General features: G+C 62.4%; 23 protein-coding genes. 10 read left to right on the top strand and 13 right to left on the bottom strand.

From position 1 onward, the window contains the following. Nucleotides 1-76: 76 nt before the first annotated feature. From ABX74_RS20385 to ABX74_RS20375, 3 genes are read left to right on the top strand one after another with little or no spacing between them, the layout of a single operon-like run. Entirely contained in the window at nt 77-652 is a 576-nt protein-coding gene (locus ABX74_RS20385) for a TetR/AcrR family transcriptional regulator (RefSeq protein ID WP_029256004.1), read from the top strand. A gap of 40 nt (nt 653-692) precedes the next feature. After that, complete coding sequence (locus tag ABX74_RS20380) at nt 693-1,397, top strand: response regulator transcription factor (RefSeq protein ID WP_003939853.1); 705 nt, start codon at nt 693-695, stop codon at nt 1,395-1,397. Beyond that, nucleotides 1,394-2,737 (top strand): sensor histidine kinase, encoded by a 1,344-nt coding sequence (locus ABX74_RS20375; RefSeq protein WP_020908761.1) that lies wholly within the window; start codon nt 1,394-1,396, stop codon nt 2,735-2,737. Before ABX74_RS20380 ends, ABX74_RS20375 begins: the two co-directional genes overlap by 4 nt. Nucleotides 2,738-2,742: 5 nt before the next feature. On the opposite strand, the gene ABX74_RS20370 is transcribed toward ABX74_RS20375, so the two are convergent. After that, complete coding sequence (locus ABX74_RS20370; RefSeq protein WP_020908762.1) at nt 2,743-5,019, bottom strand: SulP family inorganic anion transporter; 2,277 nt, start codon at nt 5,017-5,019, stop codon at nt 2,743-2,745. Nucleotides 5,020-5,337: 318 nt separating this feature from the next. Between ABX74_RS20370 and mgrA the strand changes: the two genes are divergently transcribed. Further along, complete coding sequence (gene mgrA / locus ABX74_RS20365; RefSeq protein ID WP_020908763.1) at nt 5,338-6,369, top strand: L-glyceraldehyde 3-phosphate reductase; 1,032 nt, start codon at nt 5,338-5,340, stop codon at nt 6,367-6,369. A gap of 13 nt (nt 6,370-6,382) precedes the next feature. Here mgrA and ppk2 read toward each other — a convergent pair whose 3' ends face one another. Further along, on the bottom strand, nt 6,383-7,348 hold the full coding sequence (gene ppk2 / locus ABX74_RS20360) for a polyphosphate kinase 2 (RefSeq protein ID WP_047889565.1): 966 nt from the start codon (nt 7,346-7,348) through the stop codon (nt 6,383-6,385). A 211-nt stretch (nt 7,349-7,559) separates the two neighbouring features. Here ppk2 and ABX74_RS20355 point away from each other — a divergent pair, with 211 nt between their 5' ends. Continuing rightward, nucleotides 7,560-9,977: a YbhN family protein gene (locus ABX74_RS20355; protein WP_019744892.1), complete on the top strand. Its 2,418-nt coding sequence runs from the start codon at nt 7,560-7,562 to the stop codon at nt 9,975-9,977. A 9-nt stretch (nt 9,978-9,986) separates the two neighbouring features. Here the strand turns inward: ABX74_RS20355 and ABX74_RS20350 are convergent, their stop codons facing one another. Beyond that, complete coding sequence (locus tag ABX74_RS20350; RefSeq protein WP_047889579.1) at nt 9,987-10,277, bottom strand: hypothetical protein; 291 nt, start codon at nt 10,275-10,277, stop codon at nt 9,987-9,989. A gap of 21 nt (nt 10,278-10,298) precedes the next feature. Continuing rightward, nucleotides 10,299-10,526, bottom strand: coding sequence for a flavin reductase family protein (locus ABX74_RS20345; RefSeq protein WP_223257974.1), 228 nt, complete (start codon nt 10,524-10,526; stop codon nt 10,299-10,301). A 192-nt stretch (nt 10,527-10,718) separates the two neighbouring features. On the opposite strand from ABX74_RS20345, the gene ABX74_RS20340 reads away from it, so the two are divergent. Further along, nucleotides 10,719-11,930, top strand: a complete 1,212-nt coding sequence (locus ABX74_RS20340) for a low temperature requirement protein A (protein WP_019744895.1) — start codon at nt 10,719-10,721, stop codon at nt 11,928-11,930. A 10-nt stretch (nt 11,931-11,940) separates the two neighbouring features. On the opposite strand, the gene ABX74_RS20335 is transcribed toward ABX74_RS20340, so the two are convergent. The 7 genes from ABX74_RS20335 to ABX74_RS20305 all read right to left on the bottom strand — a co-directional run bounded on the left by ABX74_RS20335 (nt 11,941) and on the right by ABX74_RS20305 (nt 19,520). Further along, nucleotides 11,941-13,179, bottom strand: a complete 1,239-nt coding sequence (locus ABX74_RS20335; RefSeq protein ID WP_047889564.1) for a helix-turn-helix domain-containing protein — start codon at nt 13,177-13,179, stop codon at nt 11,941-11,943. A gap of 105 nt (nt 13,180-13,284) precedes the next feature. Continuing rightward, nucleotides 13,285-14,682, bottom strand: coding sequence for a dihydrolipoyl dehydrogenase (lpdA, locus tag ABX74_RS20330; RefSeq protein WP_047889563.1), 1,398 nt, complete (start codon nt 14,680-14,682; stop codon nt 13,285-13,287). A gap of 6 nt (nt 14,683-14,688) precedes the next feature. Continuing rightward, complete coding sequence (locus tag ABX74_RS20325; RefSeq protein ID WP_047889562.1) at nt 14,689-16,206, bottom strand: 2-oxo acid dehydrogenase subunit E2; 1,518 nt, start codon at nt 16,204-16,206, stop codon at nt 14,689-14,691. Between the two features lie 2 nt (nt 16,207-16,208). Further along, nucleotides 16,209-17,258, bottom strand: coding sequence for an alpha-ketoacid dehydrogenase subunit beta (locus tag ABX74_RS20320; protein WP_019744899.1), 1,050 nt, complete (start codon nt 17,256-17,258; stop codon nt 16,209-16,211). A gap of 10 nt (nt 17,259-17,268) precedes the next feature. Then, nucleotides 17,269-18,192 (bottom strand): thiamine pyrophosphate-dependent dehydrogenase E1 component subunit alpha, encoded by a 924-nt coding sequence (locus tag ABX74_RS20315; protein ID WP_044479496.1) that lies wholly within the window; start codon nt 18,190-18,192, stop codon nt 17,269-17,271. Nucleotides 18,193-18,428: 236 nt separating this feature from the next. Next, nucleotides 18,429-18,890 carry a hypothetical protein gene (locus ABX74_RS20310; RefSeq protein ID WP_021332227.1) on the bottom strand — a complete coding sequence of 154 codons (462 nt, stop codon included), beginning with the start codon at nt 18,888-18,890 and terminating at the stop codon, nt 18,429-18,431. A 63-nt stretch (nt 18,891-18,953) separates the two neighbouring features. Next, entirely contained in the window at nt 18,954-19,520 is a 567-nt protein-coding gene (locus ABX74_RS20305; RefSeq protein ID WP_047889561.1) for a hypothetical protein, read from the bottom strand. A gap of 256 nt (nt 19,521-19,776) precedes the next feature. Here ABX74_RS20305 and ABX74_RS20300 point away from each other — a divergent pair, with 256 nt between their 5' ends. From ABX74_RS20300 to ABX74_RS20285, 4 genes are read left to right on the top strand one after another with little or no spacing between them, the layout of a single operon-like run. Beyond that, a complete protein-coding gene (locus ABX74_RS20300; RefSeq protein ID WP_223257972.1) occupies nt 19,777-20,433 on the top strand; it encodes a hypothetical protein in 657 nt (218 codons plus the stop codon). Beyond that, the gene (locus ABX74_RS20295) at nt 20,426-20,989 is read left to right on the top strand and encodes a hypothetical protein (protein WP_047889559.1); all 564 of its coding nucleotides are present in this window, start codon (nt 20,426-20,428) and stop codon (nt 20,987-20,989) included. Before ABX74_RS20300 ends, ABX74_RS20295 begins: the two co-directional genes overlap by 8 nt. A gap of 12 nt (nt 20,990-21,001) precedes the next feature. After that, complete coding sequence (locus ABX74_RS20290; protein ID WP_029256009.1) at nt 21,002-21,679, top strand: response regulator transcription factor; 678 nt, start codon at nt 21,002-21,004, stop codon at nt 21,677-21,679. After that, the gene (locus tag ABX74_RS20285; RefSeq protein WP_047889558.1) at nt 21,676-22,953 is read left to right on the top strand and encodes a sensor histidine kinase; all 1,278 of its coding nucleotides are present in this window, start codon (nt 21,676-21,678) and stop codon (nt 22,951-22,953) included. The genes ABX74_RS20290 and ABX74_RS20285 overlap by 4 nt, the downstream gene beginning before the upstream one ends. A 64-nt stretch (nt 22,954-23,017) precedes the next feature. Here ABX74_RS20285 and ABX74_RS20280 read toward each other — a convergent pair whose 3' ends face one another. After that, nucleotides 23,018-24,733 (bottom strand): glycerol-3-phosphate dehydrogenase/oxidase, encoded by a 1,716-nt coding sequence (locus ABX74_RS20280; RefSeq protein ID WP_047889557.1) that lies wholly within the window; start codon nt 24,731-24,733, stop codon nt 23,018-23,020. A gap of 48 nt (nt 24,734-24,781) precedes the next feature. Further along, nucleotides 24,782-26,290 (bottom strand): glycerol kinase GlpK, encoded by a 1,509-nt coding sequence (gene glpK / locus ABX74_RS20275; RefSeq protein ID WP_020970480.1) that lies wholly within the window; start codon nt 26,288-26,290, stop codon nt 24,782-24,784. Between the last annotated feature and the right edge of the window lie 2 nt (nt 26,291-26,292).

Below are 26,292 nucleotides of genomic sequence, written 5' to 3'. Positions count from 1 at the left end.
AAGTGGAAGTTTTTCCTCCACTATTTGTGGAAGATATTCCTCCGGTTATGATGAACTGTCAATACCGGAGGTGAATGTGCGAGCCGATGCACGTGAACGCAGAAACGCAATAGTCGACGCCGCACGAGCGGTGTTCACCGAGCGCGGGCACGACGCGCCCCTCGACGCAGTCGCAGAACTCGCGAAAGTGGGCATCGCCACGCTGTATCGGAACTTTCCGACGCGCGAGGACCTCGTGACCGCCGTCGCCGTCGCAACACTGACCGATGTCCGCGAGGCTGCCGACATCGCACTCACGGCAATGTCCACCGATCCCACAAACGCGTGGCACACGCTGGTGGACCGCCTCGTGGAACTGCGCCTGGGTGCGCTCATTCCCGCACTGGTGGAACGCAGTTTCACCGAGCTGGCGCCCGAAGTTCTGGCGGTGCGTGAGGTGACGAAAACGAAGATGACCGCGACGATCGGCGCCGCTCAGAGCGCCGGACTGGTTCGCGCCGATCTGCAACCGCTCGAATTCGTCATGGCTCTGGCCAAACTGACGCGCCCGCAAATCGAATTGTCCGACGAGGCCATGCCGAACCTGGTCCCGCGGTTGGTCGCGGTGTTCATGGCCGGTCTGCGTCCGGACGGTACCGACTTGCCGGTCTGATCGGCGAAACCCGACGTACCAGGCAAGGCACAATGGGGCTGTGACCGAGATACCGAAAATCCTCGTAGTCGACGACGACGCAGACGTCCTGACCTCACTCGAACGCGGATTGCGGCTCTCGGGATTCACCGTACTGACGGCAGTGGACGGCGCCGACGCGCTCCGAGTGATCTCCGACAAGCGACCGGACGCGGTAGTCCTCGACATCAACATGCCGGTGCTCGACGGCACCGGCGTGGTGACGGCGCTTCGTGCCGCCGGCAACGAAATCCCGATCTGCGTGCTCAGCGCACGCAACTCGGTCGACGATCGCATCGCCGGGCTCGAATCCGGCGCAGACGACTACATGGTCAAACCGTTTGTCCTCGCCGAACTGGTTGCCCGGATCCGCGCAATGCTCCGTCGCAGTAACACTCCGGCCGGCGATCACTCCGAGGGAACGAACACCCTGCGGGTCGGCAACCTCGACATCGACCTCTCCGGCCGCCGGGTTCGCGTCGACGGCAAGGAAGTACCGCTCACCAAACGCGAATTCGAGCTACTCGAAGTGCTCGCTCACAATTCCGGCATCGTGCTTACTCGCGAACGTCTCCTCGAACTCGTGTGGGGCTACGACTTCGTCGCCGACACCAACGTCGTGGACGTCTTCATCGGCTACCTGCGTCGAAAGTTCGAATCCGGCGGTTCACCTCGTCTGCTGCATACCGTTCGCGGCGTCGGGTTCGTGCTTCGGGAGAACCCGTGAAGCGTCGCCGCTTCTCACTACGAACTCGCGTTGCCGCGGCCGCGGCACTGGGGGCGACGTTCATCGTCATCGCACTCGGCGTGGTCGTTGCACTGGCTATCGCACGAAACAATTTGGCGCAGTTGGACCGTCGCTTGGAGACGGCATCGACGGTCATCGTGGCCAATGCGGCAACAGCGGGACCTTTTCTCGGCGCATTCGGAGACGGCGGAGCGTTCTCCGTGACCATCCGCTCCGACACCGACGGAACCGTCAAATCCAGTACCCCGACGCGACTGCCCGAATTACCGGTGGGCTCGGCGACCGTCGACGTGGACGGTACGAAGTACCGGGCTTACACCGCCGAGGCCGACGGGATCAATGCCCTGGTCTCGCTGGCGGTTCCCTATGCCGAGGCGCGGGACATCACGGTCGACCAACAGCGTCAGGTTGCGTTCTTCGGCGTCGGAGCCGTAGCGGCCGCAGCCGCGTTGGGATGGTTGTTCGGTGGCCCGGCGGTGCGCCCACTCGTGGAATTGACCCGCCGGATCGCCAGGCGAGATCCCGATCTCGCCACCGAGGTTTCCGGCATCCGTGAAGCGGACGAGCTTGCCGCAGCAGCAGAATCGATGCTCAGCGACGTCGCCCGGGCACAGGCCGCGACCAACTCGGCCCTTGCTGCCGCTCGGGACTTTGCTTCCGCGTCGGCTCACGAACTCCGAACTCCGTTGACGGCGATGCGAACCGACATCGAAGTGTTGTCCATTCACGATCTCGACCACGAGCAGCGACGTGAGATCCTCACAGATCTGGCCCGCGCACAGGGCCGCGTCGAATCGACTCTCCGGGACCTGGAGCGACTGGCGAAGGGCGAGTTGTCGACGGCTGAGGACTTCAAGGACACCGATTTGACCGAGGTATGCGACATCGCGGCCGACGATGCACGACGCCACCACCCGAGCGTCGATGTCAGCGTCGTCACGGTGGATTCCCCACTCCCCTATTGCATCCGGGCCCTTCCCGGCGGAATCCGGTTGATCCTCGACAACGCGATCACCAATGCAGTCCGCCACGGCGGCGCGAGCACGGTGCGCATCACCCTCGCCCGCCCGGTCGATTCACCGGACACCGTCACGATCACGATCGACGACAACGGTTGCGGAATACCGGCCGAGGAACGCTCGAGCGTCTTCGAACGCTTCACTCGCGGATCGACGGCAGGCAAGACGGGTTCCGGTTTGGGCCTGGCACTGGTGGCGCAGCAGGCGGCCCTGCACGGCGGACGTACGACATTTCACGACAGTCCGCTCGGCGGGGCTCGCCTGCTGGTCGAACTCAGGGATCAGCCCGGACCCGAATAGCCCCTTCAGGTCTCGATCAACTCGCCGATCCCTGACGCTGTCACTTCGATGACCCGAGCCGAGCCGATGTCGAAGAACAGTCCGGCGATACGCAGGCGACCGTCCACACGGGCCTGACCGACCAGAGGATGGCGTTCGAGAGTCTGCAATTGGACTGCAACATTGACCATTCCGAGCTGATCGACCTCCGAGAAACCCGCCTCGGCCGCAGCACGCGCCACCGGATGGCCACTCGTATATGCCTGCAAGCTCGTCTCCGCATGCCTCAACCACTCACCGACAACTCCCGCTTCCGACGAACTGTTCGTCAGGAGTGCCTGCATCGCGCCGCAACCCGAGTGTCCGCACACGATCACCGAACTGACACCCAACTCGTCGATCCCGAAGGCCAGTGCCGCTTCCACCGACGTATCGCGGCCGCCGGCAGGAACCAAGTTTCCGACGTTGCGCACAGTGAACAGGTCACCTGGGCCACTGCTCGTGATGATGTTCGGCACCACTCGCGAATCTGCGCAGGTAAGGAAAAGAGAGTCGGGATTCTGGCCGTCGCGCAACTGATCCATGTGCGGCCGTATCGCTTCGGCGCGATGGCGATGATAGTTGGACACCCCGTCGAGAATGGGTCGCAAGGCTGGCGGGCTGCTCAGATTCCTTCCCGAAGCCTGTGGTTGCCAACTACCCCACGGAGCGAGCAATCCGCGCAGGTCGGTGACTGCGGCGCCGCGCTTCGGCGGACCGGTGGTCGCGCTCTCCATACTCACCGAGCCAACTTCGTCGATGATCACCGAACCACCTGCCAACTCGTACTGCCTCGCCCACTCTTCGATGACGTCGAAGACGGCATGGTCGAGGAAGTCGACGGACAACTCGACGGTGACGTCGGACCGCGGCGGGATGCCGGCGAGTACCGAGGTGAGCTTGGGCAGCACCAGGAAGGTGCACGACCCTTCGACCAGCACCCGCCACTTCCCGGAATCCTTGTCACCCAACTCTTCTGCCGTGACCGATGCGCGGATGACACGCCACACCAGGAGGGCGATCGCCAACGCCAATCCGATCAGCACGCCCTCGAGCAGGTTCAAGAACACGACGCCGACCACCGTGATGCCGTACACCCACAGATCACCGGTCCGTCGCGCCAACCGAATGTGCGCCAGCTTGACCAGTTGAATGCCGATGACGATCAACAGTCCGGCAAGCGCAGACTTCGGAATCTGCTGCACCAACCCGGCGAGCGCAGCCGAGAACAGCAGAATCCACAGGCCGTGCATGATCGACGACGCACGGGATTTCGCCCCGGCTTCGACATTGGTGGCGCTGCGTACGATCACACCCGTGACGGGCAGGCCGCCGATCGCCCCGGACACCATGTTCGCAGTACCTTGGCCGAGCATCTCGCGATCGAAGTTCGAGCGCGGGCCCGAGTGCATCTTGTCCACAGCCACGGCCGAGAGCAGACTCTCCACGCTGGCGATCAGTGCGATGGTCAGGATGCCGGTTGCGACTCCGAGCCACTGGCCGTCGGGCAGAGCGGGAAGTCCGATCGAGTCCAGCAGGGACCCGTCGAGAGCAATACGTTCGACGTCGATCGGCAGCAAGAGCGAAGCGAGAGTTGCCAATACGATGCCGACCAATGCCGCAGGCACCTTCCGGACGCCCGCGGGGAGATAGCGCCACCCGAGAAGAGTGGCGATGACAACGAGTCCGATCATCAAGTCCTCGACGTGCAGGGCACCGATCTGTGCGGGCAACTGCCGTAGATTGTCCAGCGCCGAACTGGCCGAGCTTCCGCCCAACAACACGTGAACCTGTTGTAGCGCAATGGTGATGCCGATACCGGCGAGCATCGCATGCACCACCACCGGCGCAATAGCCAGTGCCGCACGGGCAATTCGGCTGAGCCCGAACACGATCTGCAGAATTCCGGCGCCGACGGTGATCAGGCAGGTGACTTTCCACCCGAACTTGCCGATCAGTTCGGCGACCACCACGGTCAGGCCGGCTGCGGGACCACTGACTTGCAGCGGTGAACCTCCCACCGCTCCGGCCACTACTCCGCCGACGATGGCGGCGATCAGACCTGCCATGATCGGTGCCCCGGAGGCGATAGCAATTCCCAAGGACAGGGGAAGCGCCACCAGGAAGACGACCAGCGACGCCGGCACGTCGTATCTGATCAGTTGCTCGAGATAACGCCGGCTTCCACCACCCGGCGGAGACGAATCCCCCACGACGGCTTCGTCTGCGGATGATTGTGCGTGCACTACGGACTGCGTCGACATAGATCTCCTCGCCGGACCCCGGATCCGGCTGCTGGGCAACATGTTCGAAGCGAATCGGCGATCGGTATCGCCGATCGACTGTGACCATGGTAACCGCGATTCCTTACTGTTCCCTTAGATGCGAACCCAGACGTGGTCGACGTCACCGCCGCCCGGCACTGTGACTCGAACCTGAACGTCGGTCCAGAAGAGCGATCGAATTGCTTTAACCCGCAAGCATTTTCGTACGGGCCGCCCGAGTGTTCAGCACACCTGAATGCCGTCGGCGATAATGGTCGGGAGTAAATGCTCAACCACAACGATGTGAAGGCAGGCACCATGTCCGATCAGTACGTCGCCGCGCAGGACCGCTACGAAGCCATGCCCTACCGCCGAACCGGTCGGAGCGGTCTCAAACTCCCGGCGATCTCGCTCGGGCTCTGGCACAACTTCGGCGACGACGTACCGATCGAGAACCAGCGCGCAGTCCTGCGGCGGGCATTCGATCTCGGAATCACGCACTTCGATCTGGCCAACAACTACGGGCCGCCGTACGGAAGCGCCGAGACGAACTTCGGCAGGATCCTGCGTGAGGATTTCTCTTCGTACCGCGAGGAATTGGTCATCTCGTCGAAGGCCGGGTGGGACATGTGGCCCGGCCCTTACGGGTTCGGCGGTTCCCGCAAGTACTTGCTGTCATCCCTCGACCAGTCACTCGGCCGACTCGGAGTCGATTACGTCGACATCTTCTACAGCCATCGCCCCGACGCCGAAACTCCGATCGACGAGACCGCAGGCGCGCTGATCAGTGCCGTCCAGCAGGGCAAGGCGCTGTACGCGGGTATCAGTTCGTATTCGCCGGAGCGCACCCGTGAAATCGCCGCACTGCTCGCCGCTGCGGGGGTCCCCTTGTTGATCCACCAGCCGAGCTATTCGATGCTGAATCGGTGGATCGAGCAGGACCTGCTTTCGGCTGTCGACGATCTCGGCGTGGGCGTCATCGCGTTCTCACCGCTCGCGCAAGGCATGCTCACCGACCGGTATCTGAACGGCGTCCCCGAGAATTCTCGCGCCGCCCAAGGTAAGTCACTCGATCCGTCGTGGTTGACCGACGACGCTCTCACCCACATCCGCGCGCTCAACGACATCGCGGCAGACCGCGGCCAGTCGCTGGCTCAGCTGGCATTGAGTTGGGCACTCCGCGATTCGCGGGTCACCTCGGTATTGATCGGTGCATCCAGCGTCGCCCAACTCGAAGCCAACGTCGGCGCGCTCGACAATCTCGAATTCAGCACAGCCGAACTGGCCTCCATAGATCAGCACGCAAAGGACAGCGGCATCAATCTGTGGGCAGAGGCCAGTTCGATCTGAGCGATCACCTGCGCTAGAGCTGAGGCAACTCCACGTTCACGTGCTCGCCCTCTTCGAATACGGCCGAAGCAGGCCCGACGATCAAGGGATCCGGAGTACCGACTGCCCGGTGATCCTTGTTGGGATAGTCGAAGCTGGCGAGCACGTGACGCATCGCTTCGAGGCGGGCGCGCTTCTTGTCGTTGCTCTTGATCACCGTCCAGGGCGCATCCCCGGTATCGGTGTAGAAGAACATCGCTTCCTTGGCCTGCGTGTAGTCGTCCCACTTGTCGAGCGAAGCCAGATCAGTCGGTGAGAGCTTCCACTGACGCACCGGGTCTGTTCGACGGGCTGCGAATCGCGCCAACTGCTCTTCCCGGCTGACCGAGAACCACAGCTTGTGCAGATGGATCCCGGAGTTGACGAGCATCCGCTCGAAGTCCGGGGTCTCTCTCATGAACTCGAGGTACTGAGTCGGCGTGCAGTAACCCATCACTCGTTCGACACCGGCGCGGTTGTACCAGGACCGGTCCATCATCACGATCTCGCCGCCGCTGGGTAGGTGTGCGACATACCGCTGGAAATACCACTGCGTTCGCTCGATGTCTGTGGGCTTCTCGAGCGCGACGACCCGGGCACCACGAGGATTGAGATGCTCGGTGAACCTCTTGATCGACCCACCCTTACCGGCAGCATCGCGACCTTCGAAGATGATGAGCACTTTCTGCCCGGTTTCCTTGACCCACAGCTGCAGCTTGAGCAACTCGATCTGCAGACGCCGCTTCTTCCGCTCGTACTCGCGGCGCGACATCTTCTTCTCGTACGGGTAGCCCTGCTTCCAGGCATCCGCGAACTCTGAGGGCTCGAGTCCGCCGAGCTTGTGCTTGAGACTCGAGAGCTCGTCGATCTCGGCCGCATAGTCCTCGGTGACGGAAATTCTGGTCGACGGGGTCGGCAGGTCAGGAACCCGACCGTCCACACCGCTGGCGTCGGGGCTCATGAATACGCACTCCCTGTCGTCGAAATGAACGAACGTCCGGAAAGTGAATTTTACGCGCCGCAGCACTCCGCCGCGGGACCGAAGCGAATGTTGCTTGGCATCGAGGAGGTAACGACAGGTCCGGCTTCCCAGGCGCCGAACCCCCACGCGGTACCTTGATCGAGGTAACTGAGACGGTCGGTAACCCCCGAGAGAAGAGAGTTCTGGCGAGATGCGAGTAGACGGACGGGAGATCCCGGTAACGGGGAGCCTCCTGCCACCACTGCACCGCCGTACGAGCGACATCATGCGGGTCGCGATCGCTGCCGTGCTGCTCGGCGGCGTCATCGCGGGTTCTCTGATCACCCGAAGTCAGTGGGACGCCCTCGAAACGTCGGTGTCCAACATCGTCGGAGTGCTGTCGCCGAGCCTGTCCGACACTGTGTACCTCCTCTACGGCATCGCAATCCTGGCGCTACCGTTTGCCATTCTGATCGGGCTCATCGTGGGGCGCCGATGGAAGTTGCTGGCCGGATACGCCGCTGCCGGCCTGTGCGCCGGACTCGCGCTGTCGTTCACCGGCACAGGACTCGCCGCACCCAAGTGGCACCTCGACGTCCCCGACCGACTCGACGCCACGTTCCTGTCCCAATTTCTCGACGATCCGCGGTGGATTGCGATGCTCGCGGCGGTGCTCACCGTCTCGGGTCCGTGGCTACCGAAAAAGTGGCGACGAGCCTGGTGGACGCTGCTTCTGCTGTTTGCGCCCATTCACCTGATCGTCAGCTCGATCGTTCCCGCCCGATCGATGCTGGGTCTCGCCGTCGGCTATCTGATCGGCGCGGTGATCGTTCTTGCCGTCGGCACACCTGCCCTCGAAGTGCCGTTGGACTCTGCAGTACGCGTGCTCGCGCGGCGTGGTTACCGCGTCACCGCTTTCCGCGTCGTGAGTCCCTCGGGAATCGGCCCGCTGGTCATGTCCGCCGACATCGACAAGGCTCCGGACGACGAACCGTTCGACGAACTCATTGTCGAGTTGTACGGACAGAACCAGCGAAGCAGCGGAGCAATTCGACAGACGTTCCGCTGGATCTCGTTCCGGAACCGTGAAACTCCTCCCCCTTACGGATCGCTTCGGCGCGCCGTCGAACATCGCGCGCTGATGGGTATCGCGTTCGCCGACATCGGTCTGGCCAGTTCCAAAGCCGTCGCCATCTCGGTGCTCGATCGCGGATGGGAGATGTACGCCCGCCCGAGCCCCCGCGGTATCCCACTTGCCGTCGCCGTCGAAAACCAGGCGGACGAGGAAGAATCCTCCAAACTGATCGACGCGTTGTGGCAAACACTGCACACCATTCACGTACATCAGATGGCGCACGGTGACCTGCGCGCTTCCGAGATTCGCGTCGAGGGCGGAACGATCCTCTTCGGCGGCTACGCGTACTCCGAATTCGGCGCCACCGAAGTTCAGATGCAGTCCGACAACGCCCAACTTCTTTTTGCCACCGCATCACTGTTCGGCGTCGACGCAGCGGTGGACGCCGCGATTCGTGCGCAAGGCGCAGACACGATTCTCGCTGCCTCCGGCCGATTGACCACCTCGGCGTTGCCCAACCGAATTCGGCGGACCGCCGAGGATTCCGCAAAATTGATGACCGAGATCCGAGACGAGGTCGGCGCGAAGAACGGGATCGAAAAGGTCGCTCCCGCACAGGTCACCCGATTCAGTCGCAATCAACTGATCCAGCTCGTTCTGCTCATCGGATTGGTCTACGTCGCCTATCCCTTCATCAGCCAGGTACCCGCATTCATCACGGAGTTGAAGACAGCCAACTGGTGGTGGGCACTGCTCGGCCTCGGCGTCTCCGCACTGACGTACGTCGGCGCGGCAGCGGCCCTGTGGGCCTGTGCGTCGTCGATGGTCAGTTACCGCAACCTCCTGATCATGCAGGTGGCCAACACCTTTGCCGCGACGACTACTCCGGCCGGAGTCGGCGGGCTCGCCCTGAGTGTGCGGTTCCTGCAGAAGGGCGGGCTCGGTACCGTCCGTGCAACGGCCGCAGTCGCGCTTCAACAGACGGTTCAGGTGGTCACCCACGTCGGCTTGCTGATCTTCTTCTCGATCGTCGCCGGACGCGATACAAACCTCTCGCACTTCATCCCGGGATCCACTGTTCTGTATCTGGCGGGTGGCGTCGCGCTCGGAGTTCTCGGTGCATTCATGTTCATTCCGAAACTTCGTGGGTGGCTGCGCGACGATCTGCGTCCTCAGATCACCGAGGTGTTGGGTGAACTGAGCCAACTTGCACGAAACCCGACCCGATTCCTCATCATCGTGGGCGGCAGCGCTGCAACAACTCTCGGTGCCGCCCTGGCTCTGTGGGCAAGCGTCGAGGCATTCGGCGGCGGAACCACGTTCATCACCGTCACCATCGTGACGATGATCGGTGGAACCCTCGCCTCGGCAGCTCCGACACCGGGTGGCGTCGGAGCCGTCGAGGCCGCCCTCATCGGTGGCCTGTCCGCGTTCGGATTGCCGGCAAGCATCGCAGTGCCGTCGGTTCTGCTCTACCGAGTCCTGACCTGCTGGCTCCCGGTGTTCTGCGGCTGGCCGACGCTGCGATGGCTGCAGAAGAACGACATGGTCTGAGCGTTCCCGCTACTGCCGGCGAACGATGTGGGCCTGCAACGCTTCACCGTCGTCGTCGACCCAGCCCTTGCTTTGGGCGTAGTCGACCATCGCCGCCACTCCGTCGACGTCAGTGGCGCTCTCGCGAACACGGGCTACCGAGATGAATGCACTACCACCGCTGACGTATCCGTAATTCCGAAGGCGCAAGAGCTCGTCCAGTTCGGAATCGGCGATGTCGCCGGTCACCTCGATGTGAAAGGCCTTCAGGTTGTCCACTTCGCGGACGCTGACGCGGCCGTTGTCCACCAGTACATACATGGCTTTCCTTTCCTGGATCACTCACGACGGTGAGTGCGTACCGAATACACGCCGGTGATAGGTCAGTGGATTCGCCTCGCAGTGCCAAGCGTCGTCCACCGATCCTGTCACGATCTTGTGATCACCACCGTCCACGACGGCGTCCACGGTGCACACGATCCAGATGGGAGCGTCCGGCAGTCTCGGTGAGCACACGTGCGCCATGGCTTCTCGAAAACACAACGCCCTGTTGCCCTGTGGATCGTTCACGACGTCAGCCCTTGTCTGCCAACTCTTGTGCGTACTTCTTCGTCATGTGGTCGACGGCGTCGAGTTGCGCCTTCGCATGCCCCTCCCTGACGCCGCGCGCGTGAGCGCGGACAGCATAAGCACTACTTCAAAAAAACGGACAACTTCGCTGCCTACCAGCACTGTTGATGCCGATAACCGATACTGAGCTCTATGTCGGAACTCGGAAATGAACCAGACTCGAAGCAGAAGGCGGTGCTCGAGCGACACGCGTCATGGATCGAATTGTTCTTCGACCTGGTCGTAGTTGCCGGTATCGGTCAGCTGGCTCACCTGCTCCACGGTTCGCCGTCGTGGTCGGATGTCGCGCTCTACGCCTTGCTCTATCTCGCGTTCTGGACCGCGTGGGCGACGTTCACGATGTACGGCAACATTGCCGGTGACCGTGTCCGAATCCCGAGCATGCTGATCGCCATGTTCGGACTGGCCGTCATGATGGCGGCCGTGGCCGGCATCCACGACAACCATGCGCTGGCCTTCGCTGTCGCCTACGTGGCCGTACGCCTGCTGGCGAGTCGGGTGTGGCACAACGGCCAGATAGTAGTGGACTGGCCGATCGCCCAGATGTCTCTCGGTGTGATCCCGTGGATCGTCTCGTTCTGGTTCGAGGGCGAAACTCGGTTCTGGCTCTGGACCGCCGGTGTGACCATCGATCTGCTGATCATGTTCGTCGTCTCCGGCAGCGCGATCATGGAAGACGCGCAGGAAAAGCTCGACCGAATCATCAAGGTTCGCGGGTTCAAGGACGACCGGATGCCCGAACTCGAAGCCCTGCACTCCGATCGGGCTCATCTTGCCGAGCGACTGGGCCTGTACGTCATCATCGTGCTGGGTGAGGGTGTGATCCTCGTGATCTCGGCGGCCTCGAAGCTCACCTGGGACTCCACGGTGGTCAGCCTCGCCGTCGGATCGTTTGTCCTGCTCTCGGGCATGTGGGCACTCTCGCTTCTCTACGGCCACGCCGGTGTTCCGCACCTGCAGCCCGAGAAGTTTCCCGCTCGCATCGACATGGCACTGCACTGTTTCACCACCGGCGCTATCGCGGTTCTGGTCGCGGGCCTCGGAGCTGCCACCGAACACGGCGCGGAACACACACCCGCGAACCTGCGGTGGTTGTTGTGCGGAAGCATCGCAGTCTATTTCGGAATCAGCACCGTGGCGGGGCTGTTTGCGCGATCGGACCGACGGTGGCTGCTCGGCTGGGCGCTCCCCTGCACCGCCATCCCTATCGTCATGGGCATTGTCGGCACGCACATGAGCGCCACGTGGATCATCTGGGTGCTGGTGGCCACCGTGACCTGGCAGAACGGCTACGAGTACGCGCAGGTGCGGCGTTCGCGCCGCTCTGCTGTGCGCCTTTATTAACCCCCCGCGGTTAATAAAGGCGCACAGCAGGGACGGTTTTTACCCTCACCGCCGGGTCGAAGCGATAGGGCTGAGCCAGCACGATTCCAGCCAATCGCTTACGCAACCTCGACATCTCGGCCCGGACGGTCACCGTCTTGCGCGGATCGCCGAACAACTGTGAGGCGAGCTGCGAGGCCGTGAGGCCCTCGGGCGCCTGTGTCAGAGCCAGGAGGATCTGCGAATGGCGCGGGCTGAGGTCGATACTCCAACTTCCCAAGTCCGAGGAGTACCGCAGTTCCATCGCATTCGGATCTCGCAGGTCCAATTCGACTTCGGCACAGACATTTCCAGACGCCGGGTTCACCTGAGGGCGAATGAGCCAGCCGCCCGGAAGTGGCTCGCACATACACAATCCGAGAGACGGGAGCCAATGCTCGCCGCTGGTCATCACTTTCGGTAGTGCAATTCGGTAGATCGGCGCCATCGAGTCCACCGCAGCGACCCAGCCACTACGGTCCACAACCATTGTCGGCTGACTCGCGCGAGCCAGCGTCGACGCCGAGATCATCCGAAGCCGATCCAATCCGATTCGATGCTTCTCCCGCAGTGCGGATTCCGCCAGTCTGGCCACACTGTCCACCAAAGCGAGAGTCGACGGGTGGACAGTGCCTGCGGCGCCGGCGACGTTGACGACGGCGAGCGCCCGGCGACTACGCGGATCCCGAACCGTCGCCCCGGAGCAAGTCCACGGATGCTGCGAGCGCGAGTAGTGCTCGGCCGAGAACACCTGCACTGCCGAACCTGATGCCAACGAAGTACCGATCCCATTGGTACCGACAGCTTCCTCGGTCCACGACGCACCCTCGATCATCCCGAGGCGTTCGGCCCGATCCAGCATTCGACCGGGCCCGTGGCGCCAGAGGATGCGACCCTGTCGGTCCGCCACCACTATCAAATTCGCGTCGTCCGGGCCGACGAGCGGTGCCAGACCGCGTACCGCCTCGTCGAAGATCTCAGTCATTCCGGTCGCACCCCGACTCTCTTCGATCTCCGAGGCACGAGTGGTCTTCGTGATCGAACACCGCTCCGGATCGAGACCGAGGGCGCGCAGACGCGACCACGAATCGGCGATCACGGAGCGCGGGCGCGCGGGCGGTTTGCGCCCGGACATCGTTGCTTCGTACACGGATTCGAGAACACGTGCGTACTGCGCCGGGTCTTCACCACTACCCAGGGCCGGTTCGAGTCGATTCGTTGCGCCGATCACACTCCAGTCCTATGTGATGGGGTCATCGAAAGCGAGCGTTGCACCCGGTTGCAGAGTTGTCCGCGTGCGTGAACGTAGGACGGCGTTCACGCACGCGGACTGTGCTCATGCGTTGAGGGGTCTCCCCAGCGCCGAGAGCACAGACTCGTGCATTGCCTCCGAGAGCGTCGGATGAGCAAACACGACCTCGGCGAGATCATCGCCGGTGGCTTCGAGGGATCGGGCGATACCGAAACCCTGGATCTGCTCGGTCACATCCGGACCGACCATGTGCGCGCCGAGCAGTTCCCCGGTATCGGCGTCGAAGATCGTCTTGACGAAGCCTTCGGCCTCGCCGATCGCCAATGCCTTGCCGTTCGCCTGCAGGTCGAAGTGTCCGACCCGCAGCGTGCGACCAGTACCGGCGCACTGCTTCTCCGTCAGACCCAGACTCGCCACCTGCGGGCGGGCATACGTGCATCCCGGAACGTAGTCGCGATCGAGCGGATGAACATCGGGCACGCCTGCCAGCTTTTCGACGCACAGGACAGCTTCGTGACTTGCCTTGTGCGCCAGACATGGAGCGCCCGCGACGTCACCGATTGCGTAGATCCCGAAGGCACTGGTACGGCACCACTGGTCGGTGACGATCGCACCGCGCTCGATCTCGATGCCCAGAGCCTCCAACCCCAGATCCTCGACGTTGCCGGTTATCCCGGCCGCCACCAACACCCGGTCCACGGTCAACGCCTGGACACCGTCGCTCGTCTGCACGTTCACTTCGACGGCGTCGGCGCCGACGGTCACCGCCGACACCGAGGCTCCGGTGTGAATCGTGATGCCACGCTTCTCGAACTGCTTGCGAACGAACGCCGAAATCTCTTCGTCCTCGACCGGCATGATGTGTGGTGCCATCTCGACGATGGTCACCTCGGCGCCGAGATCGCGGTACAGGCTGGCGAATTCGACTCCGATCGCGCCGGACCCGATCACGAGCAGCGACTTCGGTAGTTCCTTCGGGACGAGTGCGTCGAAATATGTCCATACCCGATCACCGTCGGGGGCAACCCCGGGAATCGAACGCGGCCGGGCGCCGGTTGCAATGATCACGTGGTCGGCTCGATACGTCTGACCTTCCACGGACACGACGCCCTTGTCCACCAACTTCGCGGTGCCTGAGATGACGTCTACGCCGTTCTTCTTCATCAGGTAGACAACACCGCCGGACAATTTCTCCGAAACCCCTCGGCTGAACGACACCAACTTCGAGATGTCGAACTGGACAGACGCCGAACTGAATCCGTATTTGTCGAGTTCGCTCAAGGTATGCGCGACGTCCGCGCCGTGAAGCATCGCTTTGGTGGGGATACAACCCCAGTTGAGGCAGATGCCGCCGAGGCGATCACGTTCTACCAGCGCAACGTTCAACCCCAACTGGGCGGCCCGGATCGCCGCCACGTAACCACCGGGGCCACCACCGATGACAAGAACGTCGTACTTCTTCGACGTATTGCTTTCCACCACAGCCCCTTACACCAACATCAGCGCGGGAGAAGCGACAAAGCGCTGGAGCTCCCGAAGGAAGGTCGCACCCAAGGCTCCGTCGATCACCCGGTGATCGCACGAGAGGGTCACGGTCATCACGGTCCGGACGGAAACACTGTCGCCGACCACCACGGCCCGCTTCTCCCCCGCACCTACGGCCAGGATCGCTCCCTGGGGCGGGTTGATGATCGCGTCGAATGCCTTGATCCCGAACATGCCGAGGTTGGACACCGTGAACGTTCCGCCTTGGAATTCTTCGGGACGGAGTTTGCCGGTCTTCGCCTTGGTGGCCAACGAGAGCACCTCACCGGAGATGTCCGCCAACGACTTGGTGTTCGCGCCACGCACGATGGGCGTGATCAGTCCGGTCGGAAGTGCAACTGCCACCGAGACATCCGCCGACGCGAATCGAAGAACCGATTCGTTCGCTGCATCGAATTGGACGTTCACGTCCGGCACCTTCATCAGCGCAGCCGCGCAGGCCTTCACGATGAAGTCGTTGACCGACAGCTTGACCGCCGGGACAGTCGAATTGATCTCCTTGCGCAGAGCGAGGAGCGCATCGAGCTCGAGATCCGCCGTGAGCCGGAAATGGGGAGCCTGCTGCTTGGACGCCTGCAACCTGCCCGCGATTGCCGATCGCATGGGCGTGAACGGAATTGTGTCGTACTCGGGTTCGACGGCAATGGTTCCCGTCTGAGCCGCCGCTTCTGGCAGGAGCTGCGCGGAACGAGCGGCGTCGTGCACGTCGGCGACGCAGACGCGTCCCCGCGAGCCTGTCGGACGACAATCGTGCAGGTTTACGCCCAGCGATCGGGCAGTTCTGCGTGCGACCGGGGTGGCAGGCACGGCACTGTCGTCGGCGGTTGATCGCAGCGGGAGGCCGGATCTCGTGGCCGGCGCTGCTGTCGCAACAGTGCCACCGGCGTCACGAATCGCGTCGTCGATGTCTCGGACACTGATCCGCCCGAGTGGGCCGGTGCCCACTACGGCGGCGAGATCGATTCCGAGCGCTTCGGCACGTCGGAGTGCTCGAGGACTCGCAAACACGTCGCTCTGCGTCGTGCCCTGCAGAACACTCGGTACGACGGTGGAACCGGTTGGTGCAGGTTTCGCTGCAACAACCACCTTCGCAGCGGGTGTAGCCGTAGGTGTCGCGGGAGGCGCCGGTTCGGCAGCTGGTGAGGGTGCCGGCTCTTCCGCCGGCGCGGTTGCGCCGCGAGCGGCGAGGAACTGCTCGATCTCCGCATCCGTCGTGGACGCATCGGCGGACACACCGATCACGGCACCGACGGGCAGAGTCTGCCCCGGTATGCCGACGATCTTGCGGAGAACACCGTCGAACGGCGCCTCCAGCTCGTTGGTGATCTTGCTGGTCTCGATCTCACAGATCAACTGGCCCTTGGTGAACGAGTCACCTTCCTCGATGAGCCACGCGTTGACCAACCCCTCCTCCATGGAGAGCCCCCATTTGGGGATGTCGATAGCTTTGATGTCAGCCATGATCAGGCTCTCACCAGCTTGCGAACCGACTCTTCGATGCGCGCAGCGTCAGGCAGCCAGGCAGTTTCGAGGGTCGGTGAGAACGGAACCGGAGTATGTGGCGGCGTGATCAGTTCGATCGGCGCTTTCAGGTAGTTGAATCCCTTGGTGGCGATCAGCGCGGCCACGTCGTGCCCGAAACCGCAGCGGGCGGCGGATTCGTCGACGATCACGACGCGTCCGGTCGATGCGACGGATTCGAGGATGCCGTCCTCGTCCAATGGTGAGACGGTACGAGGATCGACGACCTCGACCGAAATACCCTCGGCTGCCAGCTTGTCCGCTACGTCGTTGGCGCGGTTCACCATTGCGGACAAAGCGATGATCGTGACGTCGTCGCCCTGCCTGGTGTAGTTGGCGACGCCGAACGGAATCGCGTACGGCTCGTCCGGCACCTCGCCCTTGAGGTCGTAGAGCACCTTGTGCTCGCAGAACACAACAGGATCGTCGTCCCGGATGGCCTGGATGAGAAGGCCTTTGGCGTCGTAGGCGTTGGACGGCGCGACCACTTTCAGGCCAGGCACCGCGGCAAACACGTTGTACGGAGACTGAGAGTGCTGCGCAGCGGCGGAGAAGCCGGCGCCGATCATGCCTCGCACCACCAGCGGAGTTCTGGCTTTGCCACCGAACATGTAGCGGAACTTGGCAGCCTGGTTGTAGAGCGCGTCGTAGGAGACTCCGAAGAAGTCCATGAACATCAGCTCGGCGACCGGCCTCAGTCCGGTCAGTGCGGCTCCGGCAGCCATTCCGATGATCGCGGATTCGGTGATCGGGGTATCGATTACACGCTCCGATCCGAACTCCGTCCACAATCCCTTGGTGACACCCAGGACACCGCCGAATGCCTCGATCTTCTTCGTCTCCAGATCGGGATTGGTACCGGCATGCCCACCGCGTACGTCCTCACCGATCAGGACGACGCTCGGATCTCGTTGCATTTCTTGAGCGATGGCCTCTTTGACGGCCTCGCGGTAGGTCTTCTTCGACACGTTCGTGGCTTCCACGCTTGTCATCTCGGGCTCCTCAGTACGACACGTAGACATCGGTCAGCAGATTTTCGACTGGTGGGTACGCTGCGGCGCGCGCCTTCGCCACCGCCTCGTCCACCAGCACTCGCGACTGCTCGTCCACCGCGTCCAGATCAGCGGTGCTGACCTTCTTCGCATCCACACTGCTACGGAAATTCTTGAGCGGATCCTTGGTTTCCCGCAGTTGCGCAACCTGTTCCGCCGTGCGATACAGCTGCGCGTCACCCTCGAAGTGGCCGTGCCAACGGAATGCGGCCGCCTCGATCGTGGTGGGGCCACCGCCGGTCCTGGCTCGCTCGGATGCTTCCGCCATTGCGTCGTAGACCGCGAAGAAGTCGGTGCCGTCCACCTTGACGGCAGGCATTCCGAAGGATGCAGCGCGGGCGGCGATGTCGGGTGCGCCCACCGCGTAGTCGGTTCCTGTTGCTTCACCGAATCCGTTGTTCTCGATCACGAAGACGATCGGAAGATCCAGCACCACAGCCATGTTCATCGCCTCGAAGACGGTTCCCTGGTTGGATCCACCGTCTCCCGTGAACGACGCTGCGATGACGCCGTTTCGAAGTGTCTTGCCACTCAGTGCAGCGCCGATCGCCAACGACGGGGCTCCGCCGACAATCGCATTGGCACCCAGCATTCCCACGGACAGGTCGGCGATGTGCATCGACCCACCCTTACCGCGACACAGGCCGTCGTCCTTGCCGAAGATCTCGGCCATCATGCCGTTCAGATCGCAGCCCTTGGCGATGCAGTGCCCGTGACCGCGGTGAGTGGATCCGATGTAGTCGGCGTCGCTCAGGTTCTCGCACACTCCCACTGCGATGGCTTCCTGGCCCGAGTAGAGGTGAATGAAGCCGGGGATGTCACCGGTTGCATTCTCTTCGTGCAATCGATCCTCGAACGCGCGGATGCGCGACATCTTCTCGTACGCCTTCAGCAATGCATCCCGGTCCAGCCCTGAATGAGGCTTGGCCCCGGTCTTTTTCGATCCTGACGTTGCCGGCTTCTGCGCCGTCCGTTGAACCACCGTCACACTCCTCGTTCTCGATCACTCGTCGCCATGCAGTGTCGTGTAGGTCACGGGCGAAGAGAAAGAGTTGCGTGAGGTTGCCGGGAGTTGCGAAGGGTTGCAGCTGTTGACTTTCGAGCGTTGACTCAGGCGCCGCTGAGGCTGCCGCGTCTGATCTTGGACAGCGCGCGGTGTTGGACGAGTTCGACGGCGTTCGTTGTTGTTCTCAGTGACAGCGCCGTCTCGCGCACGTCGAAACCGACAACGATGCGAGCTACCAAGACATTGCGTTCGACGGCCGACAGATCACCGAACGGCAGAGTGAGTCGACTGGATGCGGGTAGCGAATCGATTTCGCGACTGATCGCGTCGTACAGATGCGCGAGGAACGCTTCTCCGGCGCGTCGTCGTCGCTGGATATCGGCCAGGACGGAACGGCAGATTCCGACGGCAATACGGTCAGCGTCGACCGGTCGCAATTCGGCACGACAGCGCCGCGTCACCAAAGGCACGATGCGTTGAAGGAGTTCCGCAATCGCGTCACGATCCCCTCGGGACGCATCGTCGGCAACACCGTCGATCGAACGTCCACCTGCCCTGCTAGTCATTCCGATCTCCCCCTGGTTCCACCCTTGGTCGAATTCCCGACTACTGCTCAGGTTTCGAGCTCGCTAGGGGCGTATCGGCTCGGGGCAGATCCCGGTTTGTTCCCCGATGATGTTGATCTCGGCGTTGGAACGAGGGTCAGCGCCGTAGTTGATCTGGTCAGTGCACTTCTCGGGGGGTTCGACGGCACCGGATGGGAGCGGGGCCGGGCATGAACCCATCTGCTCTCCGATGCTGTTGATCTCTGCATTCGAACGAGGATCGCCCGCATAGTTGATCTGATCGGTGCACTTGGTCGACGCGGTAGCCGGACCAGGGGCCGCAGGGGCAACTGCGCTGGCCGAGACCGGCGTCCAGGCCGGTGCTGCTCCACCCGCCGGGACTCCCGGGGTGGATTCGTCCACACTGCCGGCCGAATTCGAATTTTCGACTGTCGCCGACGTAGGTGCCGCCGTGGTCAGCGGGGGTGTGGTCGCGGACGCCGCAACCACTGACGTAGCCGTCGAACCGTTTTCAGGTGCAGTGGTGTCTTCACTCGAACACGCGGTCATGGCGCACGCGCTTCCGATCGTCAGTACGGCAAGCAACACTCGTAGGCGCCGAGACTTGTTGGTCAGCAGAACATCAGGCATGTGCTCTCACGCTCCTCGATACAGAAATTCGGGTCCGTTCACCTCAAATGGCGAACATCGACGTGACTCACTCTAAAAGCCTGATTCCATCGGTTTCGTAACAGAATTCCGGCGGTCGCGTACCAACTCTCAACGGTCCCGACATTCATACGATTACGTAACGGTGGGTGGTGAAACGGCGATATCGAGATCACGTGTGATCGTATGAAAAGTGCGCATGCCGATGAGACAGTTCGCACCGGCCGGGGAGGGGAAAGTGTTGTATCGGAATGAGATCTGCGAGGGCCGAACAGGCCGCACTCGCAGGCTGTTCGGTACGGCACTCGCGACAGCGGCCGTCGGAGCGTCCGTGATCACCGGATGCGGGTCCACTCAGGGTGTTGTGATCGAAGGCGATGTCGCTTCCACCGGATTGTCCATCACACAGCCCGCCGACCTGGCCAGACGGGTTGCCGAGAATTCGAGGTTGGGCCGTGCGCTTCTCGACGACCCAGGGGTGTCGGAGGGCGTGAAGACAGAACTCCGATCGTGCCCGGACTGGTATCCGATCTCTGTCGGATCCATCCTTCTCGATCCAGGCGCACCTCGTATCGTGCCGGAGACCGAACTGGTCGTCATGAATGTGTATCCGTGCCAACCTGCCCACCAACCCGGGACCGGAGTATCGATTTCGGTCAACCTCGCCGGCTACGTCTACCGCAGCGGCAAGGCCGGTTCGAGTGAAGACAATCCCGAACTGGGTGAGCGCCTGTTCTCCGTCGAAGAGCGCGGAAAGTTCATCGTCAGCGGTCAACGCGCCGCGAGTTTGTCTGTCCTGGAAACGGATCCGCGGCCACCGGAGTTCGAATGTTGCCCCCGTCCACCGCTTCGGACCGAGTTCCACTGGGATGGAACGGAGTTCATCCGTGATTGATCGCCGTCGCCGCGCGATGCTCGCCGGTGTTTGCCTGCCGGTCGCGTTTGCTCTCGCCTCCTGTTCCACCGAGCCTGAATCAGAACCCACTCCGAATATCGCAGCATCACTCGACCCCTCGGATCTCTCACAGGGCTTGAGCATCGATCCTGTTGCCCTCCTCAGAGCAGACCCGGAAGTGTCCGATGCGGTCAAGGACAGTCTCCGACTGTGCGGTGATGCGAACTTCCCCTTCGAAATCCGGTACTCCCACGTGACGGACGCCGTTTGGCAAGATGCCGTCGTCAATGTCTTCACCTGCGAGTCTGTCGGCATCTGGGGACGACCGGCCCCACCGGCAAGCTTCATGGTCGCCGGATTCGTCTACCAGATCGACGAATCGGGCGCTAACAAAGTCTTCGGAGTGCAAGACCCAGGACGCTACGTCGTCGGCTCAACCGGAGGATTGTCGGTCATGGTCGACCTGTGCAAAGACCCCGGCATTCCGGAGTTCTGTCAATCGTCGACTGCATACAAGTGGACCGGTGAAGGGTTTGAGAGTGTTCCGTTCCCATGAAAGCGAAGGCCGATGACCGATCCGTTGATTTTGCTGGTCGAAGACGACGCTGTCATCCGCGAAGCAACGCAATTGAATCTCGAACGCAACGGGTTTCGGGTGATCACCGCATCGGGTGGGTTGACCGGAATGGATTTGGCGGTCGACGCCAAGCCGGATATCGCCGTCCTCGACGTGATGCTTCCCGACCTGAACGGAATCAGCCTGTGCCGACGCATTCGTGAGGAACTGTCGGTGCCGGTCATCATGCTGTCCGCGCGCGACGACCCGGTCGACATCGTTCTCGGATTGGAAGCCGGTGCCGACGACTACGTCACCAAGCCCTTCGACAGCGGTGTCCTGGTGGCCCGTATCCGAAGTGTGCTCCGGCGGGTCGAATCCCATTCCGGTACGGAGAAAGACATCGTGACTCTCGGCGATCTGGAGATCGATCGCGAGTTGGTGACCGTCACGCGTTCGGGCGCCGAAGTGGCACTCACCCCCACTGAAATGAAGCTGCTCCTGGTCATGGTAAGTGTGCCGCGCAAAGTCTGGTCTCGCTCCGAACTGCTCTCGGACGTCTGGGATTACGACTGGGGCGGCGATACGCGCATCGTCGACGTTCACGTTCAGCGATTGCGCACGAAGATCGGCTCCGAACAGATCCGAACCGTCCGGGGGTTCGGCTACACGATGGACAACCATCGGTGAGATCGCGGGATCTCGCCGCCAAGCTCCCGTCCACCGGGAGGCGGTTGTCGTTTCAGTGGAAGATCGCTGCAGCGATCACGTTCGTGATTGCCGTCGCCTCGATCACGCTCAGTACCGTGATGCATCAAACCTTTTCACACAACCAAGAGGATGCAGCGCGGGCGGCAGCTGATCGCAATCTCCAACTGGTGTTGCAGGACGAAACGGGCAGCATGCGTGCGCTGTTCCGCGCCACCACAGATGGTCTCGACGTTCCGGAAGAGTTGCGTCAGGCCGTGGCAGGCGGCAAACGTGCCACCTACCTTGTCAACAGCGGGGACCAGCCATTTGTCTGGGCTGCTGCCGACGTCAACACTCAGGTGGTGGCGATTCGCGTCCCGTACACCGCGCAGCGGGAATCGATCGCCAGCGTTGATCGGACACTTCGCAATGCCACCATCGCAGTGATCGCAGCGGGTGCCGTCCTGGGTGTGCTGCTTGGACTCGCGATGTCGTATCGATTGCGCTCGGCCGCCCGTGCGGCTCGCAAAGTGTCCACCGGAGCGAACATCCGCGTCCGATCGGTCACCTGGTCGCTTTTCGACGACGAGATCACCGAGCTGGCGGATGCGGTCGACGCGATGTCGGATGCGCTGCGGGGACAATTGGACGCCGAGAAGCGCGTGACAGCCAACATCGCGCATGATCTCAGGACACCCATCTCCGGACTGGTCGGCGCCGCAGAGCTTCTGCCGCCAGGTAGGCCTACCGAATTAGTGCGCGACGGCGTCCATAAACTCAGGAGGCTTGCCGAGGACGTCATCGAAGTGGCCCGCCTCGACACCACGTCCGAGCAGGCTGACATCCAATCGGTGGAACTGGCACCGGTGGTTCACCACGCGATTTCCACCACCGGGGTGGAGTGCGAAGTGAGAGTGCACCGGACGCCTGTGTCGTACACCGACGCACGTCGGCTCGAGCGGATCATCGCCAACCTGATCTTGAATGCACAAAATCACGGAAAGCCGCCGATCAATGTCGACGTCGACCACTCCCGCATCACGGTGCGGGATCGGGGCAGCGGCTTCACTGAAGAGTGGCTTCGTCAGGGGCCGAGGAGATTTCAGACCGATTGCGTCGAACGCGGCCCGAACTCGGGCCTGGGCCTCGGCTTGACAATCGTAGTCGGGCAAGCGGCGGTCATCGGCGCTCGTATCAACTTCTCGAACCATCCGAACGGCGGCGCTGTGGTGACGATCGACCTCCCCGAATGCCCGCCAGACGAGTTCGCTTGACACCGAGCCAGTTCGGCCGATCGGCCGGGACGCAGTGCCCCGGCCGATCAGTGGTGTCTCAGGTTCAAACCTGTCCGACAGCGACTCCGGTGCGAACGTCCGGTGCACCAAGGCGCGCCGCATCAGCGGTCAGGTCATCGGGCTGCTCCTGCGATTCCCGCTCGGCTGCAACACGCAACCGGTAGTGTTCGATCTCCTCGGCAATGTGCTCCGGAGTCCAACCCAGCACCGGCGCAACCAGTTCGGCTACTTCCGCGGCTGCCGCGTCGCCGCGGTCGGTCACCTCGATGGAGATGCGGGTACGACGGGTGAGGATGTCGTCGAGATGCTGCGCACCCTCGTGACTCGCGGCGTAGTGAATCTCCGCCTTGAGGTACTCAGGGGCGGAGTCCAACGGCTGCCCCAGTTCAGGCCTCGCCTCGATGAGTTCGAACAACTCGTCAGCCAAAGTGCCGTACCGCCCGAGTAGGTGCTCGACGGTCGAAACGTGGAGCCCGGTGCGCTCAGCGGTGAGATGCCGATTGTTGTGTGCGGCAAAATAACCGTCGGCACCCACCAGTTGGATACGCTCGGTGCAGGATTTCGGCACCTTCTGTTCGAGTCCGTGTACCGCGGAATCGACTGCGTCCTTGGCCATCACGCGGTAGGTCGTGTACTTGCCACCGGCGACCACCGTCAACCCTCGAACCGGACTCGACACCGCGTGCTCACGCGAGAGAGTGCTGGTCGAGTCCGATTCGCCGAACAACAACGGACGCAGTCCCGCGTACACACCGACAACATCCTCGTGCGTCAACTCGTCCTGGAGCAGCTTGTTGACATGTCCGAGGATGTAGTCGATATCGCTTCGGCTCGCTGCCGGATGCGCGAGGTCGAGGTTCCAGTCGGTGTCCGTCGTACCGATGATCCAGTGGCTTCCCCACGGGATCACGAACAGCAGACTCTTCTCGGTCCGCGTGATGATTCCGGTAGAGGAGTTGATGCGGTTTCGCGGGACGACCAGGTGCACACCTTTCGAAGCGCGAACCTGGAATTGTCCTCGCCCACCGACCATTTCCTGGATCTCGTCGGTCCAGACCCCGGCGGCGTTGATGACCTGACGAGCACGGATCTCGAACGCGCGACCCGTTTCCAGATCCACTGCCTTCACTCCGACAACGCGGTCCTCCTCACGGAGAAAACCGATTACGCGGGTGCTGTTCACGCACAGTGCGCCGTATTCGGCTGCTGTGCGCGCCAGCATCATCGTGTGGCGGGCGTCATCTACCTGGCCCTCGTAGAACTTGACCGAACCCCTGATAGCAGAGCGCTTTCCGGAAGGGAACGACTCGAGAGTCTTCTTCTTTCCCACATGCTTGTGGTGTGAGGGAACCCCGCGGCCTGCGCCCATCACGTCGTAGACGCCGATGCCCAGACCGACGTACGGCCGGTCGATCAACTTCTCGAGCGGGTAGATGAACGGCACCGGCTTCGCGAGATGCGGGCACAGCGAGTTCAGAACCAGCGAACGCTCACGCAGTGCCTCGAACACGAGCGCAAAATTGAACTGCTCCAGGTAACGCAGTCCGCCGTGGAACAACTTGCTGGACCTGCTCGAGGTTCCGGACGCGAAGTCACGAGCCTCCACCAAGCCGACCTTCAGACCACGAGTTGCGGCATCGAGCGCGCTACCCGCGCCGACCACGCCACCGCCGATGACCAGGACGTCGAGTTCGGTTTCTTCCAACTTCTTCAACGACTCCGCACGCGAGGACGGACTCAATGCTTGTGCTGTGCTCATGAAAAGGGTTCCTTCACTTGAAAATAGGTAGAAATTCGGGCGCCGCTATCAGTCTGCGTCGACCCAGTCGAGTGTCCGAGTGACGGCTTTCTGCCAGCCTGCGTACAGCCGCTCACGCTCGGCCGAATCCATCGACGGCGTCCAGCTCTTGTCCTTCGCCCAGTTGCTGCGAATGTCGTCCTCGCTCTCCCAGTACCCGACCGCGAGACCAGCGGCGTACGCAGCGCCCAATGCCGTGGTCTCCGCAACGACAGGGCGGATCACCTCGACGTCGAGCAGATCGGCCTGGAATTGCATGAGGAGTTCGTTCGCGACCATTCCGCCGTCGACCTTGAGTACCTTCAAGTCGACGCCCGAGTCGAGGTTCATCGCCTCGATCACCTCACGGCTCTGGTACGCAGTCGCTTCGAGTACCGCCCGGGCAAGGTGCCCCTTGTTCACGAACCGGGTCAGACCGACGATGGCACCGCGGGCATCCGCGCGCCAGTGCGGTGCGAACAGACCCGAGAACGCAGGCACGAAGTACGCGCCACCGTTGTCGTCCACAGAGCGCGCATTGACCTCGATGTCGGCCGCGTTGTCGATCATGCCGAGGTTGTCCCGAAGCCACTGGACCAGCGAACCGGTCACGGCGATCGATCCTTCCAGCGCGTAAACCGTTGGCTGCTCACCGATCTTGTAGCAGACCGTAGTCAACAAACCGTTCTTGCTCATCACCTTTTCGGTGCCGGTGTTGAGGAGCACGAAGTTGCCGGTTCCGTAGGTGTTCTTCGCTTCTCCGGGTGAGAGGCAGGCCTGACCGAAAGTCGCTGCTTGCTGATCGCCGAGGATTCCGGCGATCGGGACGCCGGACAACGTTCCGCGTTCGCGTACGAATCCGAAGGTTTCGGACGAGCTGCGAATCTCGGGGAGCATCGATTCGGGGATGCCCATGTCGGCGCAGATCGCCGAATCCCAAGCGAGAGTGTCGAGATCCATCAACAGGGTGCGCGACGCATTGGTGGGGTCGGTTGCGTGCACTCCGCCGTCGACGCCGCCGGTCATGTTCCACAGCACCCAGGTGTCCATCGTGCCGAAGCACAACTCTCCTGCGTCGGCCTTCTCACGCGCACCCTCGACGTTGTCGAGAATCCACTTGACCTTGGGACCCGAGAAGTACGTGGCCAACGGCAATCCGGTGACTTCGGTGTACTTCTTCGGCCCGTCCTCGCCGGCGAGTGCAGTACAGATTCGATCGGTGCGTGTGTCCTGCCAGACAATTGCGTTGTAGACGGGTTTTCCGGTGGCGCGTTCCCACACCACCGCTGTCTCACGCTGATTGGTGATGCCGACGGACGCGATATCGGCCGCGGTCAGGTCTGCGTTTGCCAAAGCGCCCGCGGTGACGTTGCGGACGTTGTCCCAAATTTCGATCGGATCGTGTTCGACCCAGCCTGCCTGCGGAAAGATCTGTGTGTGCTCGTGCTGTTCGACAGCGACTACGTGCCCACTGTGATCGAAGATCATGCAACGTGTGGAGGTGGTTCCCTGGTCTATCGCGGCTACGAACTGCGTCATCG

This window comes from Rhodococcus sp. ARP2 (assembly GCF_001029585.1).
GTDB classification, from domain to species: domain Bacteria; phylum Actinomycetota; class Actinomycetes; order Mycobacteriales; family Mycobacteriaceae; genus Rhodococcus_F; species Rhodococcus_F erythropolis.
Note: the sequence above shows the minus strand (reverse complement) of the source record. Positions and strands in the feature narration are given on the sequence as shown.